The 16,322-nt window shown below is 40.6% G+C and carries 16 protein-coding genes and 1 tRNA gene; 13 read left to right on the top strand and 4 right to left on the bottom strand.

The features are described 5' to 3' along the window. The 3 genes from HY987_RS11470 to HY987_RS11460 all read left to right on the top strand — a co-directional run. Positions 1-637: DUF11 domain-containing protein (locus tag HY987_RS11470; RefSeq protein ID WP_292758738.1), on the top strand; the 637-nt coding region annotated here is incomplete at its 5' end. Between the two features lie 229 nt (positions 638-866). Beyond that, positions 867-1,040: a hypothetical protein gene (locus HY987_RS11465; protein ID WP_292758735.1), complete on the top strand. Its 174-nt coding sequence runs from the start codon at positions 867-869 to the stop codon at positions 1,038-1,040. Between the two features lie 201 nt (positions 1,041-1,241). Further along, positions 1,242-2,294, top strand: coding sequence for a glycosyltransferase family 1 protein (locus HY987_RS11460; protein WP_292758732.1), 1,053 nt, complete (start codon positions 1,242-1,244; stop codon positions 2,292-2,294). Positions 2,295-2,384: 90 nt separating this feature from the next. On the opposite strand, the gene HY987_RS11455 is transcribed toward HY987_RS11460, so the two are convergent. After that, complete coding sequence (locus HY987_RS11455) at positions 2,385-3,683, bottom strand: NAD(P)/FAD-dependent oxidoreductase (RefSeq protein WP_292758729.1); 1,299 nt, start codon at positions 3,681-3,683, stop codon at positions 2,385-2,387. 222 nt (positions 3,684-3,905) lie between these two features. Between HY987_RS11455 and HY987_RS11450 the strand changes: the two genes are divergently transcribed. After that, positions 3,906-4,157 (top strand): HypC/HybG/HupF family hydrogenase formation chaperone, encoded by a 252-nt coding sequence (locus HY987_RS11450; protein WP_292758727.1) that lies wholly within the window; start codon positions 3,906-3,908, stop codon positions 4,155-4,157. A gap of 248 nt (positions 4,158-4,405) precedes the next feature. On the opposite strand, the gene HY987_RS11445 is transcribed toward HY987_RS11450, so the two are convergent. Continuing rightward, a complete protein-coding gene (locus HY987_RS11445; RefSeq protein ID WP_292758725.1) occupies positions 4,406-4,909 on the bottom strand; it encodes an amino acid-binding protein in 504 nt (167 codons plus the stop codon). A 235-nt stretch (positions 4,910-5,144) separates the two neighbouring features. On the opposite strand from HY987_RS11445, the gene trpE reads away from it, so the two are divergent. The 7 genes from trpE (at position 5,145) to trpD (ending at position 11,839) form a co-directional block, all read left to right on the top strand. After that, entirely contained in the window at positions 5,145-6,536 is a 1,392-nt protein-coding gene (gene trpE / locus HY987_RS11440) for an anthranilate synthase component I (RefSeq protein WP_292758723.1), read from the top strand. Next, a complete protein-coding gene (locus tag HY987_RS11435; RefSeq protein WP_292758721.1) occupies positions 6,533-7,111 on the top strand; it encodes an aminodeoxychorismate/anthranilate synthase component II in 579 nt (192 codons plus the stop codon). Before trpE ends, HY987_RS11435 begins: the two co-directional genes overlap by 4 nt. Continuing rightward, complete coding sequence (locus HY987_RS11430) at positions 7,108-7,926, top strand: indole-3-glycerol-phosphate synthase (protein ID WP_292758719.1); 819 nt, start codon at positions 7,108-7,110, stop codon at positions 7,924-7,926. Before HY987_RS11435 ends, HY987_RS11430 begins: the two co-directional genes overlap by 4 nt. Positions 7,927-7,931: 5 nt before the next feature. Then, positions 7,932-8,639 (top strand): phosphoribosylanthranilate isomerase, encoded by a 708-nt coding sequence (locus HY987_RS11425; protein ID WP_292758717.1) that lies wholly within the window; start codon positions 7,932-7,934, stop codon positions 8,637-8,639. A 90-nt stretch (positions 8,640-8,729) separates the two neighbouring features. Next, positions 8,730-9,911 carry a tryptophan synthase subunit beta gene (gene trpB, locus HY987_RS11420; protein ID WP_292758715.1) on the top strand — a complete coding sequence of 394 codons (1,182 nt, stop codon included), beginning with the start codon at positions 8,730-8,732 and terminating at the stop codon, positions 9,909-9,911. Next, complete coding sequence (trpA, locus tag HY987_RS11415; RefSeq protein WP_292758713.1) at positions 9,908-10,732, top strand: tryptophan synthase subunit alpha; 825 nt, start codon at positions 9,908-9,910, stop codon at positions 10,730-10,732. Before trpB ends, trpA begins: the two co-directional genes overlap by 4 nt. A 39-nt stretch (positions 10,733-10,771) precedes the next feature. Then, positions 10,772-11,839, top strand: coding sequence for an anthranilate phosphoribosyltransferase (gene trpD / locus HY987_RS11410; RefSeq protein ID WP_292758711.1), 1,068 nt, complete (start codon positions 10,772-10,774; stop codon positions 11,837-11,839). Positions 11,840-11,879: 40 nt separating this feature from the next. On the opposite strand, the gene HY987_RS11405 is transcribed toward trpD, so the two are convergent. Beyond that, positions 11,880-13,865: a cation-translocating P-type ATPase gene (locus HY987_RS11405; RefSeq protein WP_292758709.1), complete on the bottom strand. Its 1,986-nt coding sequence runs from the start codon at positions 13,863-13,865 to the stop codon at positions 11,880-11,882. 188 nt (positions 13,866-14,053) lie between these two features. Here HY987_RS11405 and HY987_RS11400 point away from each other — a divergent pair. Both HY987_RS11400 and HY987_RS11395 read left to right on the top strand, forming a co-directional pair. Beyond that, positions 14,054-14,137 (top strand) — tRNA-Ser (locus HY987_RS11400). Between the two features lie 217 nt (positions 14,138-14,354). Beyond that, the gene (locus tag HY987_RS11395) at positions 14,355-15,818 is read left to right on the top strand and encodes an RDD family protein (RefSeq protein WP_292758707.1); all 1,464 of its coding nucleotides are present in this window, start codon (positions 14,355-14,357) and stop codon (positions 15,816-15,818) included. Positions 15,819-15,861: 43 nt separating this feature from the next. Here the strand turns inward: HY987_RS11395 and HY987_RS11390 are convergent, their stop codons facing one another. Beyond that, positions 15,862-16,299 carry a hypothetical protein gene (locus HY987_RS11390; RefSeq protein WP_292758705.1) on the bottom strand — a complete coding sequence of 146 codons (438 nt, stop codon included), beginning with the start codon at positions 16,297-16,299 and terminating at the stop codon, positions 15,862-15,864. Between the last annotated feature and the right edge of the window lie 23 nt (positions 16,300-16,322).

Below are 16,322 nucleotides of genomic sequence, written 5' to 3'. Positions count from 1 at the left end.
ACCTGACGTCATCAGAACATTCATCGCCACAATAAACGCAGACATGGCCGGAAACACTACAGGAATAACCAACACCGCCAACGCAACCTACACCGAATACCCACAAACAACAAGTGGAACCGACACACCAATCTACGTACCTTTAACTGATCTCTATATCCATAGCTGGGCCAGTAAAAATAACCCCTATGTGGGTGAAACCATGACTCTCACCTTTAAGGTGGGTAACAATGGACCAGATACTGCCCGTAATGTGGTATTTACCTTACCCATTCCGGAAGGTATGGAGTTCGTGGACGTGAATGTGGATCAGGGAACAGCTACCTACGACCCGGTAACCCGGACTATAACCTGGATACTTGGAGATGTAGTAGTGGGAGACCCTACTGCATGGGTTAGAGTTAAAATACTAAGTGCTGGAAACTTCGTCTTCGCACCAAGTATGACAACCGATACATACGACCCTAACCTCTCAAGCAACATTCAGACATTAACCGTGAACGCCCAGAATGTTCCAGAGAATAATGTTGTGAATGGTCAAACCGTGGGGATGCAAACCACTGGAGCACCAATAGCACAACTGTTACTGGCTGTGTTAATGGTTTTAGGTGGATTCTTGCTACCAAAACGTAAATAAACCAAAATCCAAATTTGGGATATAAACATATCCCATTCCCTTATTTTTTTAGATTAATTAGCATATAACCTAGTTTATGACTTTAAACCTAGTTTATGACTTTATTTTTCCCCATATCCGAATATTTATGTATTTCTTCTAACCATATCAACATGAATATTATCATAAATTGCATGAAATAAAAGAAATAAAGGGTACATTTTAAACTGGTAATCAGAGATAATGAGGAATGCTCATAGCATTCTGCAAACTTTCTGGTGAAATGACCATATCAGAAACGGCCATAGGGATCTGGAACCAATATGAAGAATTTTTAGAAACAATAACCGGAATTTATGAATTTATATGGAAAATAGACTTCTTCAACCAGGCTTTCAATCCCAAAAAGTCTTTAGATTATTAATGATTTAATAAATGCCTTGGAGTAATGAATGAAGATTGATAAAATATAAAATTTGGGGATAGATTTTATAAGTGACTATACATTCTTATAGATTAATAGTCAAAATCTGTTAATAGTCAAAGTCTTGAAGTCATCTGATTATTTGAAGTCATTATCTTAAGTTAAACCTTAAATTCTGAATAAAAATAAATGGTTTTTTAAATGAAGGCACTATTCATAGTTACAGGAAGAGGAATTGGCGGAGATGCAGTTACCGCCTTTAACATTGCTCGTGCTCTTTCAGAGTATGGTGTTGAATGTGAATTTGCATTAGATCACAGTGCACCAGGACTACTCTTGAAAAAGCATAACTTATCCTGGTATAAAATCAGCATCCCCCAGGCAGGAGGTCATGCTGCCACCAAAAAAACACTGGCTAAAGCCGCTGTTAAAACCTCAAAGGCTGCTGTGGAAGCTGCCCGCCTTATAAGGAAGGTACACCCCAATGTGGTAGTGGGTGTAATTGGAGGGGGAGCTGTGGTAGGGTGTTTAGGGGCTAAAATGGCCAACAAACCCTCTGTTGGTATTTTAATCACACCCACTGATGCCAAAGTATGTACTAAAATAACCACCACAGTGGCACTTCCGGAATCTAACCTTTTCCAGATGGATTTGAAAGATAAAAATATTCATAAAGCTTATTCCCCTGTTGATCCATCCATAATCATTGGGGATAGGGAAAAAGCATTGCAATTAATGCCAGAAGGGTTTGATGAGAGCCGTCCCACAATTCTCTTTTCCTCAGGCTCCACTCTTTTTGAAAAAATGGCATTAGGAGCAAGAAAACTGAGTAAAAGTGGTATTAATGCCAATATTCTGGTGGTTGGAGCTCCATTGGAAGATGATTACCGGGAGTACTTAAAAGGAGAAAATATTCTGTATTTAGAGTATATTGACTGGATCAGGGATTTGTATAAGGTTGTGGACCTGGCTGTGCTCACTGATGACGGTATGATGATTCAAGAAGCCATAGCTTGCCATTTACCCATTATTGCTCTTTTAGGAGTTAAATACGGGCGTTATCATAATTTGGCAGCTATTTTTAAGGGCGCTGTCCTGGAAAGTGATCTGGATAACATCACCCAAGTTACTGGTGTAGCCTTTAACAATCTGGAAGAGCTTAAAGAAAATGCCCTTAAATACAGCGAGGATGTTTTGAAAGCTTCAGATAATATTGCTCGTGTGATATATGATAAAATAAGAAAGAATGAATGATCAATACGATTTATGTCCATTAAAGAATTTATATTAACTATTTTCTGCCCATTTTCATCTCTTATTTTTCTATTTCCCATAAGACTGGTTTTAACCATATTTAGACAAAAAATGAAGTAATTTGTAAATAGCATCAGTTGAAGGGTGGGTTTCAATGAAATCATCAAAATCGGTGGTTTTGTAACCATCCTTGACCATTTTAGCCAGGTAAGGGATTGTAGTACGGGAAGCGGGAGATATGGATGATACCCGGGTTATATCACCGGTTTTAAGATCTGATGAAATTTTGGTGAACCCTGTTTCTCCATCAAGAACGTGCCAAAATGACCCTGGACCGGCAGAACCACGGATACGCACATCAAATTCATCTTCTGATTTCTCGATTCCTGAATCAAGGAAACTTACTGGATAATACAATGTTAATGATTGTGGTATCAGATGGTAGTCCATGGTGGATGATATATTGCAGGCGTTTCTGGCTGCAACCACACCTTCCATACGGGCCACCGGGGTATTACTCACTGTGCCCACCACATCCCCCGCAGCATAAATAGAAGGATTGCTAGTTTTCATCTGTTCATTGACCATTATCCCACCTTTAGACCCTAATTCAACCATATCACTGGCTATTTCCGAGTTTGGAGTCATACCGGTGGCCAGGAATACTGATCCATCCACATGACCATTGGAAGTGGATGCACCCTCAGGGATTATTTCATTTACATCTACATTTTCCTGGATGTCTACTCCCTTAAGAAGATGTTCTCTTATGTAATTTTTAATTTCAGGATCGATGCTGCTTAGAAACTGTTTACGGCATAGAATTTTAACCTGACTGCCCAGGGATGAGAATATCCCTGCGAATTCTGCGGCGATTACACCACTCCCCACTATGTTGAGGTTTTCAGGAACCTCTTTAAGGTCCAGAACATCCTTATAGGTTAAAGCATTCTCAACACCAGGAATCGGGGGTATAAACGGTCGGGACCCTGTGGCTATTAAAAGTTTATCATATGGATAGTTCTTTCCATTAACTTCCACGTTCCCATCTTTAATCTCTGCTACGCCCAGCACTATTTCCGCCCCTGATTGCCGGGTTTCGTGTTTTAAGACATTTTCTATTTTCCCGGTGATTTTTTTTATTCCATCTGCAACTTGTGAATAATCGATCTGGGGTTTTTTGGAGATTATGCCCAGTTTCTGGTAATTGTTGGAATCTTTAGAAAAGCGTACCACATCATTGAGGCCGCAGATGACCATGCATCCCTCATGCAGGCAGGTTCCCCCTATATGTTCCTTTTCAATTAAAGTAACTTCTGCATCCAGTTGTGCTGCTTCCATTGCTGCGCTGCGACCGGCTGGTCCTCCTCCAATAATTACCATTTTCATTTAAAAATCCCCGTGAAATTTTTTTAAATTATCTTAAAAAATTCTATCAAAAATTTGTTGGCCCCAAGATATTTATATGGTGATGAGTATCTATTAAAATAACTAAACTTATTCTAGGCATTATTAGGTAGAGCCTGGTTTAATACTATTCAATCATAAGTTAATCTAAATTATTAGAATACCCGTATTGACTCTTTAAATGAATTTTAAAAGGTGAAAATTGTGTGTATAGCAGCACCAGCTCAAATTATAGAAATTAACGATAATGTGGCTACTGTGGATTTTGGCGGAGTAAGACAACAGGCTAAACTGGATTTAGTTAGCGATGTTGATGTTGGTCGTTACGTTCTGGTTCATTCAGGATACGCAATAGAAGTTTTATCTGACCAGGAAGCTCAGGAATCTCTGGAAGCATGGGATGAACTTCTGAAGATTCTGGATGAAGAAGATGCAGGAAAAACAAATAATCAATGAAAGTGATTTTTTATTTAAATTTAACATCACTTTTTTAACATAACTATTTTTTATAATACTAGAATTCCGGATAATTAGAATTCATTTTATAAGTTTCATGGACTTGTTTTAACCTATTACCATTGATTTTTCAATTGACTTGTTAAACTTGTATTTTTGAAAAATTAATTCTATAGATAAATATATCTCACTTATTTATCTCACTTTAATTTTTATCCTGAAAACACGTTTATACATGAAAACACGTGCTAATAAATTGACACCCTTTTAACACCAGGTATGTCCAGAAATTCCTGGATCATTTCTCCTTTAACTGGTTTTTCGGTGATAATAGTTAATTTAGGATTTTCCTCCAGTTCAGGATCTCCAGCATGGGCCTGTCTGATGCTGATGTTTTCCTGTGATATTAACTGAGTGGCTTTAGCCAGTATCCCTGGTGTGCCAGCCTGGGCTTCTATTTCCACCACTCCAAACCTTAGATCACTGGCCACGTTTTTTAATAGTGCTCCTGCAGGAAATATGTTTCCAAATATTGAAGCCAGTTCAGGGTCATCCATTATAACCTCCACTGTGGAGCGAATGGACCTGCGGTCCACGCCGGTTCCCCTGGCAAGGGCAACATCACTTATTTCTACATTTCCACAGTAGATTTTCCCATTTTCACCCACTCTAAGCCCTAACTCCACTATTTTACGAGCCACTCCCATTCTAGCAGGGAATTTCTCAAATTTGTGTTTAATACGATCCCACATGGAATAATCACCTTGTTAATTTGCACCATCTGTTTTACTTTAATTTAAAATCCTTATTTAAAATCTGATCATCTAATCTTAATTTCCTTAATTTCAGTTACTCATATTCATAATATTAATTTAGTTAGACCATGATCTTCCATTTGGCATTGCTCATATAATTAATTTTATGTACATATTTATACACTAAAGGTTTAAATAGTACAATGAAGTATAGGAATGTTAGTGAATAAATATGGTGACAACATGCAAGACAGTGAATGTTTTTGGCGAATATAACCTGAAAAATAAAGAAGCTGAAAGGACTAAACTTGACTTTAACGCTCCTTTTGAACTATTCCAAAAGATATACTCTAAATACCCCAGTAGTTTCCTCCTGGAATCCATGGAAAGTGACAGTGGGCTGGCCAGATACTCAGTTCTGGGATTTAACCCAGTAGCAACCCTCAAAGCCCATAATGGAACCCTGGAAATCAGGAAAGAAAATGAAACAGAGGAAATAGAAACTTCAAACCCTTTTAATGAGATAAAAAGTCTCATTGGAAATGGAAGCAAGAGAAAAGGGTTCCAGGGAGGGCTGGTGGGATACGTCTCCTATGAGGCAGTGAAGTACTTTGAACCAGTCCCGGTGCAGGAAGGAACATTCCCAGATTATGAATTCGGACTCTTTCTGGATGCTGTGATCTTCGACCGGCTTCAGAATAAATGTGAATACATCACACTGGGAGAAAACAGAATAGACCAAATCAAAGAACTTGAAAAGGAAGAGTTTGAAGCGGAAAATATGACCTTCCATGAAATAAAACATCATTTCTCCCAAAATAAGTTCGAAAACATGGTTATGGATACCAAGGAACGGATTAAAGCCGGGGAAATATTCCAGGGCGTTATTTCCAATGCCCGAGAATACACGATTAAGGGAAATAAACTCTCATTCTATGAAACTCTCCGTAAAATCAATCCTTCACCCTATATGTATCATCTGAAGCTTGGTGAAAGGGAGATAATTGGATCCAGTCCTGAAATGCTGGTGAGGGTAGAAGGAAGGGATGTTGAGACTTACCCCATAGCCGGAACCAGAACACGGGGCTCTAGTCCAGAAGAAGACTTGAAACTGGAAATAGAACTCTTAAAAGATGAAAAGGAAAAAGCAGAACACTTGATGCTGGTTGACCTTGCCCGTAATGATATAGGTAAGGTGAGTGAATTTGGCACGGTCAACGTGCCAGAATACATGACTGTGAAAAAATTCTCCCATGTGCAGCACATTGTCTCCAGAGTAATGGGAAAACTCCAAAAAGACAAAAATGCAGTGGATGCATTTGCCTCCATCTTCCCGGCAGGCACATTAAGCGGAGCCCCTAAAATACGGGCCATGGAAATAATAGACGAGTTGGAAGGCATCCCCCGCGGACCATACGCCGGAGCAGTGGGTTATTTCTCATTAAATGGAAATGCAGATTTCGCCATTACCATAAGAACCCTGGTCTGTGATGGTGATCACGGGAAAATACAGGCGGGAGCAGGGATAGTCCATGACTCAGTTCCCAATAGCGAGTACCATGAATGTGAAAACAAAGCTCAGGCACTTCTAAGTGCATTAAACATGTCAGGTGAAGCTAAATGATCTTAATAATAGACAATTATGATTCTTTCACCTATAACCTCTATCAACTGGTGGGAGAATTTGAAAAGGACATCTGTGTTTTCAGGAATGATGAAATAACCATCGCCGAAATAAAAAAACTGCAACCCGACCGGATCATAATATCTCCAGGTCCTGGAAACCCGGAAAATGAGAGGGATTTCGGTGTTTCCAGAGACACCATCCTGGAAATTGGCCAGGAAACACCACTTTTAGGTGTTTGTCTCGGACACCAGGGCATATTTACAGCGTTTGGTGGTGAAATCACCCGTACAGAACCTGTTCACGGGAAAAAAAGCCTGATCCACCATCAAAATACTGGCATGTTCCAGGGTGTTAAAAGCCCCCTCCAGGCAGCAAGATACCATTCTCTGGTGTGTAAAAGGGATAGTACACCATCCTCCATGGATATACTGGCTGAAACTGATGATGGGATGATAATGGCCATTAAACACCATGATTATCCCATATTCGGTCTTCAATTCCACCCGGAGTCCATTGGAACTGGTGATGGTCGGAGGATCATGAAAAATTTCCTGGAGATGGAAATTTCATGAAATTCACCGATATAATCAAAGAAAGGGAAAGGTTGCTGGATATAAGGAAGAAATACCAGCCCTTGGCTGAGTTGAAAGAGAATATTAAACGGGTTAAACTTCGAACAGATTTTAAAAAATCATTACATAAAGAAGAAGACGTTTCCATTATCTGCGAGTACAAACCAGCATCCCCCTCCCTTGGTGAAATCAGCCCGCTCACAGTGGGTGATGTGGTCCCTCTGTTTGAGGAAGGAGGAGCCAGTGCAGTCAGTGTACTAACTGAAGAATCATTTTTCAAAAGCAACATTGACAATCTGAAACTGGCCTGCAGAATAACCCGCCTTCCCTTGCTTCGCAAGGATTTCATTCTGGATCCCTATCAGATCTATGAAGCCCGGGCCTACGGTGCAAGTGCGGTTCTTTTAATGACCGATGTCTATCCCGATCTGCGTGAAGGGATTGAACTATGTAATTATCTAGATATGGATGCTCTGGTGGAATGTAAAAGTAAGGAAGAAATAGAACTGGCAATAAAAGCAGGAGCAGAGGTAATAGGAATAAACAATCGGGATTTCAATGATTTCAAGATTGATCTTAAAAGAACCGAGAAACTGGCCAGTCTGGTGCCATCAAATCTTACCCTGGTATCCGAAAGCGGAGTTCAAACCCCTGAAGATGTATATTTCCTATCTAAATTAGGAGTAGATGCTCTTCTAGTGGGAAGCAGCATAATGGGATCTTCCCATATCCTGGAAAAAGTTAAAAAACTGGTATCTGCCGGAAAAATTCCAAAACCAGAAGATCAAAGGGATAGTGTTAATTACAAATGGTAAGAAATATGAACATTAAAATCTGCGGAATACGTCGAAAAGAAGACATCTCATCCTGTGAAAGGGCTAGTGCGGATCTAATGGGATTTATCAACATCAAAAGATCCAAAAGAATGGTTGAAATCGAAGAAATAATAGATTTAACCTCATTTATGAAGGATAAAAAGAAGGCGGTGCTTGTAATTGAGCCTGAAAATATGGCGGATGCCAAACAAGGAATAGAAAAAACAGGCTTAAGGAATATTCAACTTCACTCTCTCTCAGCTGAGGAAATAGGTGAGTTGAAAGATGATTATCAACTGACCAGTGCAACAGCAGGAGATCATCATATTAAAAGTGATTTAACAATTATCCGGGCCTTGGGACTATCTGAAGATATAGATCCTCAAAAAGTTAGGGAAATTCAGGATTTCGCAGGTGTATGCGATTATCTCCTTTTTGATTATGAAATTAAGGGGAAAACTGGTGGAACTGGAAGGCAGATCCCCCTCAAAACAGCCATTGAAGCTGCAAAAATTGCAAAAAATAGTAACCCTGATTTAGAACTATTCCTCGCCGGAGGAATGGATAAAAAAAGGATCGAAGAGGAATTGGAGACCCTGGAAGAATTCTTTGACTTTGTGGATGTTAACTCAGGGGTGGAAGATGAGCCCGGAGTTAAAAACACCTCTAAAATAAATGAATTAATGAAAATTACGGTACTTAACAAGACATAATTTAAATTAAACATTGCATCGAATTAATATTCAAAGAATAAGTGCCTGTAAAATATGACAGAACTAATTACAAATGATAAGGTGAATTTAATGATAACTGATGGAAAATTTGGTAAATATGGGGGAATATTCGTCCCCGAACTCCTTATACCTGCTCTTGAGGAGCTGGAGAAGGCATTCTTGAAATACAAGGATGATGAAAAATTCAACCAGGAGCTTGATTACTACTTAAAAGAATTCGCAGGACGACCCACTGCCCTGTATTATGCCCAAAATCTTTCAGAAAAATTGGGATGCAAAATATACCTTAAAAGGGAAGATATGCTCCACACCGGAGCCCATAAGATAAATAATACACTTGGGCAGGGACTTCTTGCAAAATACATGGGTAAAACCAGAATAATAGCCGAGACCGGAGCAGGACAGCATGGTATTGCCACTGCAGTTATTGGATCTCTTTTTGGTATGCCTGTAGATGTTTACATGGGATCAGAAGATGTGGAAAGACAAAAACTGAATGTATTCAGAATGGAGCTTTCCGGAGCCCGAGTTTTGCCAGTTGAAACTGGTTCATGCACCCTTAAAGATGCCATAAACGATGCCTTCCGTGACTGGGTGTCCAGTGTGGAGAACACCCACTACCTCATCGGTTCCACCATGGGACCCCATCCATACCCCACCATGGTGAAACACTTCCAGAACATCATAGGTAAAGAAACCAGGAAAGAAATCCTCCAAAAAGAAGGCCAACTTCCAGATGTAGTTATAGCCTGTGTTGGTGGAGGAAGTAATTCCATGGGAATATTTTCAGGATTTATGGATGATGAGGAAGTGGAACTTATTGGAGTTGAAGGAGGAGGAGACGGAGTCGAAACTGATAATACAGGAGCAACCCTGTGTAAAGGTACCGAAGGAATACTACACGGATCATTCTCATTTGTACTTCAAAATGATGATGGACAAATCAATGAAGCCCATTCAGTATCTGCGGGTCTTGATTATCCAGGAGTAGGACCAGAACACGCTTATCTCCAGACTACTGGAAGAGCAAACTACGTAGCCATAAACGATGCAGAAGCCCTACATGGTTTTGAACTACTCTCCAAATATGAGGGCATCATCCCTGCCCTTGAAAGCTCCCATGCTATTGCCTACATGGAGAAGTATGCTAAGATGCCTGAAAATAAGGGTAAAACCATTGTGGTTAACCTTTCGGGACGGGGAGACAAGGACATGTTTCTGGTTGCCAAGGAAATGGGGGTGGAAGTATGAGTACCCATGATTTAAAAGTGGAAAGTTACCAGGAAATGTTTTCAAGGGTTAAATCTAAAAATGAAGGTGCTTTCATCCCATTTGTGGTTGCAGGAGATCCTGATTTTGAAACCTCCCTGGAAATTGTGAAAACCTTCGTGGAAAATGGTGCTGATGCCCTGGAAATAGGGTTCGCATTTAGTGACCCGGTTGCAGACGGCCCCACAGTCCAGGAAGCAGATTTAAGAGCACTCAAAGCAGGTATGACCACCCAGAGGGGATTTGAATTTATCAAAAGGATCAGAGAATTCACCTCCATACCCATTGGTCTGCTGGTTTACTACAACCTCATCTATCAAATGGGTTTAGATGAATTTTACCAGGCTGCCAGGGAAAATGGAGTTAACGCCGTTCTCGCAGCTGATTTGCCCCCTGAAGAAGCCCATGATGCAGTGACTGCTTCCCATGAATATGGAATCCAGCAGATTTTCATGGCAGCCCAGACCACCAGCAATGAAAGACTGCAGAAGATCTCCCAGTTATGCCAGGGATTCCTCTATGTGGTGGCAGTTATGGGAGTCACCGGTGCCAGGGGTGACCTGGAACTAAGTACCATGGAACTAATAGAACGGGTGAAAAACCATACCGATCTTCCTCTATGCGTGGGTTTTGGTATTTCCAAACCAGAACACGTGCAAAACGTTGTTCAAACAGGTGGTGATGGTGCCATTGTAGCCAGTGCCCTGTTAAATATAATCCAGGAAAATCTCCAGGACAAAGAGATTATGAAAGAGGAAATAGGGGCCTTCTGCAGAGAACTTAAGGAAGCAACCCATAAATGAATGGATATGTCTGTAGATTAGCAGGGTAAGTGTGTAGAGATGATTGAAAACTGTTTAAAAAAAGTTGTATCCCGGGAAGATCTAAGCGAAGACGAAGCTTATGAGTGTATGATGGAAATGGTCAGTGCCCAGGCCAGTGAAGTGCACATGGCCGCGTTTCTATCTGCACTTGCCATTAAAGGAGAGGTTGCTGCCGAGATAACAGGCTTTGTAAGAGCTATGCGCCAGGTTTCCATCAAGGTAACTCCCCAGTTAGATGAACCACTGGTTGACACCTGTGGTACAGGGGGAGATAGCTTTAAAACCTTTAATATCAGCACTATTGCCACTATAATCGCAGCCTCATCTGGAGTTCCCATTGCCAAACATGGGAATCGTGCCATAAGCAGTAAATGTGGTGGTGCTGATATTTTAGAGGCCATGGGAGTGAATATAAATTGTGATGCATCTGGTGTGGAGTTTTGCCTTGAAAATGCAGGGATGGGATTCATGTTCGCCCCAAACTTCCATCCTGCCACGAAACAGGTTATGCCTGTACGGAGAAAACTGGGAATCCGCACGGTTTTCAATATGTTAGGACCATTAACTTCCCCGGCCAGTGCAGATATTCAACTGATGGGTGTTTTTCATCCCGACTATGTGGAGTTAATTGCCCAGGTCCTCAAGAATTTAGGAGTTAAAAGGGCCATGGTGGTACATGGTTTTGATGCTGGGGGTAAACCTGCTCTGGATGAAATTTCCCTTATCGGTAAAACCACCGCCGCCATCCTGGATCATGGTGAAATAGAAGTTGTCCAACTTTATCCTGAAGATTTTGGGCTTGAACTGGTTGATAAAGATTTGATCCGGGCTCAGGATACTCTCCAGGAAAATCTGGAAATTGCAATGGAAGTTCTGGAGGGGAAAATGGAAAATCCCAGTCAAAAGGCCCGGATGAATATCTGTCTGGCCAATGCCGGAGCTATTCTCTTCCTGGCAGGCAAGGCCCGTGACCTTAAAGGAGGAGTGGAGTTAGCCAGAGAAAACATCCAAAAAGGATATCCTCTGGAAAAACTGCAGGAGTTCAAGAGAGTTAGTAATTCTCAAGGATATCCCAGTAAAATATAAAAAAATAAAAAAGAATTAAAAAAAACAATTTAAGAGAATTTTACTGGATTCTCTGATTGCCAATCCTAATGGCATTGAGTATAACTGCCAGGCTAAGGCCCATATCCCCAATTCCCACTGCCATCCACAGGGTTACAAAGCCAAGCACTGCCATGATGGCGAAGGAACTTTTAACCAGTATTGAAAGTGCCACGTTCTGCTGCACCACTCCCATTGTTTTTCTGCTCAGTTTTAAAAGGTATTCCAGTTTGGACAGGTCATCGTGCATCAGGGCCACGTCTGCACTTTCAATTGCCACATCTGAACCAGCTGCACCCATGGCAATTCCTATATTGGCCCTTGCTAGGGCGGGTGCATCATTAACACCATCACCCACCATGGCCACGTGTCCATGGCGTTTAACCAGTTCATCTATTTTTTCCACCTTATCCTCTGGTAGGAGGCTGTGGTAATATTCATCCAGACCTAATTGGGATGCCACCCTTCGGGCAGTACCCTCATTATCTCCAGTGAGCATGACCGTCCTGATACCACTGTTTTTAAGGAACTTAACCGTTTCCAGGGCATTATCCCTGATCCGGTCCATGAGAACCATTAACCCCATGATCTTCTGTTCGGTTCCCAGTAAGACCGTGGTTTTACCTTCTTTCTCATATTCTCTTATTTTCTCCAGAATATCATTATCTCTGGATTCCATTTCATCTAAAAGACCTGAATCTTTAAAGAGGGTTTCATTTCCCACGTAGAATAGTTTTCCATTGATTTCACCCGTTAAACCTGTTCCAGTGATGGATTTGAAGTTATGAACCTCTTCCAGTTTTAAACCTTCGTCTGTTGCGTTTTGGAGTATGGCTTTGGCCAGGGGATGTTTGGAATGTGATTCCAGAGAAGCAGTTAATCGTAAATTATCCTCTCGAGAAGTATCATTGAAGTTGATGATCTTTGCCACTTCCAGACGGCCTTCAGTTAATGTTCCTGTTTTATCAAAGACCATTGCCTTCACATTCTTCATTTCCTCCACATACTCTCCTCCTTTTATGAGAACACCGTTTTTGGTAGCGGAGGTTATCCCCGAGACCATGGAGACAGGGGTGGATATTGCCAGTGCACAGGGGCAGGATACCACCAGTAAAACCAGGGCCCGGTAGAACCATTCATCAAAAGACATATTCATGAAGAATGGGGGTATTAATGCCACTAATATCGCTGCTAAAATAACTGTTGGAGTGTAATAGGTGGCAAAGCGGTCAATGAATGCTTCTGTTTTTGATTTTTTATTTTTAGACTCGCGCACTAATTCTATTATTCTGGATATGATGGTTTCATCTGACCTTCGGGTTACCCTGATTTCAAGGTAACCTTCGGTGTTTATGGTGCCTGCGAAGACCTCGTCATCCTCTTTTTTGGTGATGGGTATGCTTTCCCCGGTTATGGGGGACTGATCCACCGCTGATGATCCTTTAACCACCAATCCATCAAGAGGAACCTTGTCACCAGGGCGAATCACCACTTTCTCATCCAGTTTCACGGCATGTGTATGAATTTCAAGTTCCTGGCCATTTCTAATTACATGTGCAGTTTCAGGTGCCAGTTTAAGGAGGGATGCTATTGAGCTGCGTGCTCTTTCACTGGCATAGTCCTCCAGAAACTCAGCAACATAGAACAGAAACATCACTGCAGCACCCTCTTCACCATGACCAATCAAAAATGCTCCAACAGCAGCAACGGTTATAAGCAGGTTCATATTGAAACGAAGCTCTGATAATCCTTTAAATGCTCCTTTAATTATTTCAAAACCGGCAACTACCACTACCGCCAGGAATGCTACCTCAGCAAGGAATCCCTGATCCAGGAATTTTTCAAGGATTATGCCCATCGCAAAAATCACTGCAGAGGTTATGATGATTGCCATAGGTTTGTGCTTCCACATTGCCTGTTTTTCCTCGAACAGGTCGCCTCCGCAGCAGGTGCATGTATCTGTTGAATCTGCGTCTGTACATTGATGATGTTGATGATTTTTTGACATGTCTATAATTCCTATTTTTTTGGGATAATTGGAACGTTCTTTTTTTAAGAAAATATGCTCATATGAAGATATGTTCAATTGAACATATAAGTGTTAGGGTCTAATTCAGATCATAATAATCAACCTGGTATCCCCTTTGTAATCAACCAAAAATATTAATGCTAGGTAAATTTAATTTCAATGTGCATGCCGGGATAGTCTAGTCAGGTAAGGCGTAGGATTCGAAATCCTATGAGCAATGCTCACCCTGGGTTCAAATCCCAGTCCCGGCGCTTAAATCAAATTTAGGTCAAATTTTTTTTTAATTTTTTTAAGTTATCCTGAAAATAGTTTTATGGAATTAATTATAGCAATATTAATATACAATGGATAAATAATACACATATTCTTGTAATTACTGAAAAAATACAGCACCAAACTCAAAAGTCCAATAATTAGAAACAGATAATAATATAATAACCCATTAAAACGTGTTTGAGTGGTTGATAATTGATATTGGTTTCAGATAGGATGGATCGAATAACCTTTTTAGACAATGCCCATCAGGGAAAAAACAACTGGTGGAGATATCTCCTGACCAGTGCTGCTACCTGGATGGGGCCCTTTATACTGTTTTTAATAATATTAATTCCATTTATCATCCTAAATCATCAGGGAATGGATATAGATCCGGATAAAGTAGTAAATACTATAAATCCCATAATTTTCATGATAATGCTCGGGGTTTATTACACCCTGTCTTTTGTGATTTTCTATATTTGCTCCCGTTTCATCCATCATAAAACAATTATAAGCATGATTAACACCGTTTCCCGTTTTAACTGGAGGCGAATGTTAAAGGGAGCTGGCCTCTGGTCCCTTATCATGGGTGTTTCCCTGGTGGTGGATGTGCTTATAAATCCTTCATCAGTCAAGCTATCATTAAATCTGTCATTTCTCACCCTGTTAATCCTGAGCCTAATCATCTTCTCCATACAGGCATCCTTTGAAGAAATCTTCTTCAGAGGATATCTCATGCAGGGAATAGGACTCTTAACCCGAAAACCATTCATACCCCTCTTTTTGACTTCAGCTATTTTTGCCATTGGACATTTCTGGAATGGTCAAAATGTTACCGCAGGGTTAGCAGCTGTTTTTAACATGTTCATTTTTGGAATGGTGATGGGTATCATCACTTTAGGAGAAAATAGCTTAGAAACAGCTATTGGTGCTCATATTGCCAATAACATCATGGTTACAAGCATGGTAGACGGTTTGGATATCGTCGGTGATTTGCCATCCATGTTAACCATGGGCGCGGGGCCATCTCTGGGCGTTCCCTACTTTATCCTGCCATTCATCCTTTTAATCATTATCTTCTGGAAAAAAAGCGATAAACTATCATTAATATTCAAAACACAGCATAAATTAAATGGATTTCACCAAGCCCCAACCGAAATCCAGTGTGTTAACTGTAAAGCTACCAATCCCAGAATTGCAGTTTACTGTGCCGAATGCGGAGAGAAAGTAGTCGCGGAGTATGCATCTACCCCCAGAAAGCTAGTGGCTTTCTTAATCGACATGGTTCTGTTAATGGTGATATCCGGAGTTGTACTGGTGGTGATGATTATTTTAATTTATTTAATACCCAAAACGGATTCATTCGGCCCAGAGTTAATTTTCCAAATCGGGATTATTCTCACCATCATCATAGGATTCTTCTACCTAGTTTTGATGGAAAGAAATGGGAAAACAATCGGTAAAATAGCTCTGGGATTGAGAGTTGTTGATGAATACACCCAAACGCCCATTAATTATCGCCAGAGCATTTTAAGGAACCTTTTATTAGTTGCAGATCTGATTCCGTTCATCATACCTGGTTTGTTAGGTATTATAGTTAGCGTGAAGTCTGATAAAAAGCAGAGAATTGGAGATATGGTTGCAGGAACTGTTGTAATCCAGGAACTGTCGTAATCAAAAAGGAGTATCCACAATTTAATTATCATTTCTAAAACTATCATGGAAAAATGACTTCAAAATTGATAAAAGTCCATAGAATATATGCAAATCCCACAATAGCCCCCAGTGGAAATGTTACAAACCATGTTAAACTAATCTTTGGGTTTTCAAACCGCAAACTAGTTGAAGTGGTCATTAAGTTCGCCCATATGAGCCAGAAACTGGTTAAAGCTAGAATATAGTACCCCCATCGAGGCATGATGAAAATAAGGATAATTCCCACAATGGTTGCCGGGCAAGCTAGAAATACATCAGCAAACGCCAGACCATAATGGGTTTTCTGCCCATGCCAATCATCCCGGGACCCATCAGGATTTTTTAGGGATTTACCTCCCAGCACCCTATATTGCCATACCCAGATAATCACTGCAAAAAAACCAATTAAGAGTAGGAGCACGTAAAGAGTCATCTGCGATATAAATGACAATTCTTGCATTAAACCACCCTATACTATAATAT

This window comes from Methanobacterium sp. (assembly GCF_016217785.1).
Classification (GTDB): domain Archaea; phylum Methanobacteriota; class Methanobacteria; order Methanobacteriales; family Methanobacteriaceae; genus Methanobacterium.
The sequence above is the reverse complement of the archived record's forward strand: the minus strand, read 5'-3'. Positions and strand labels throughout refer to the sequence as shown.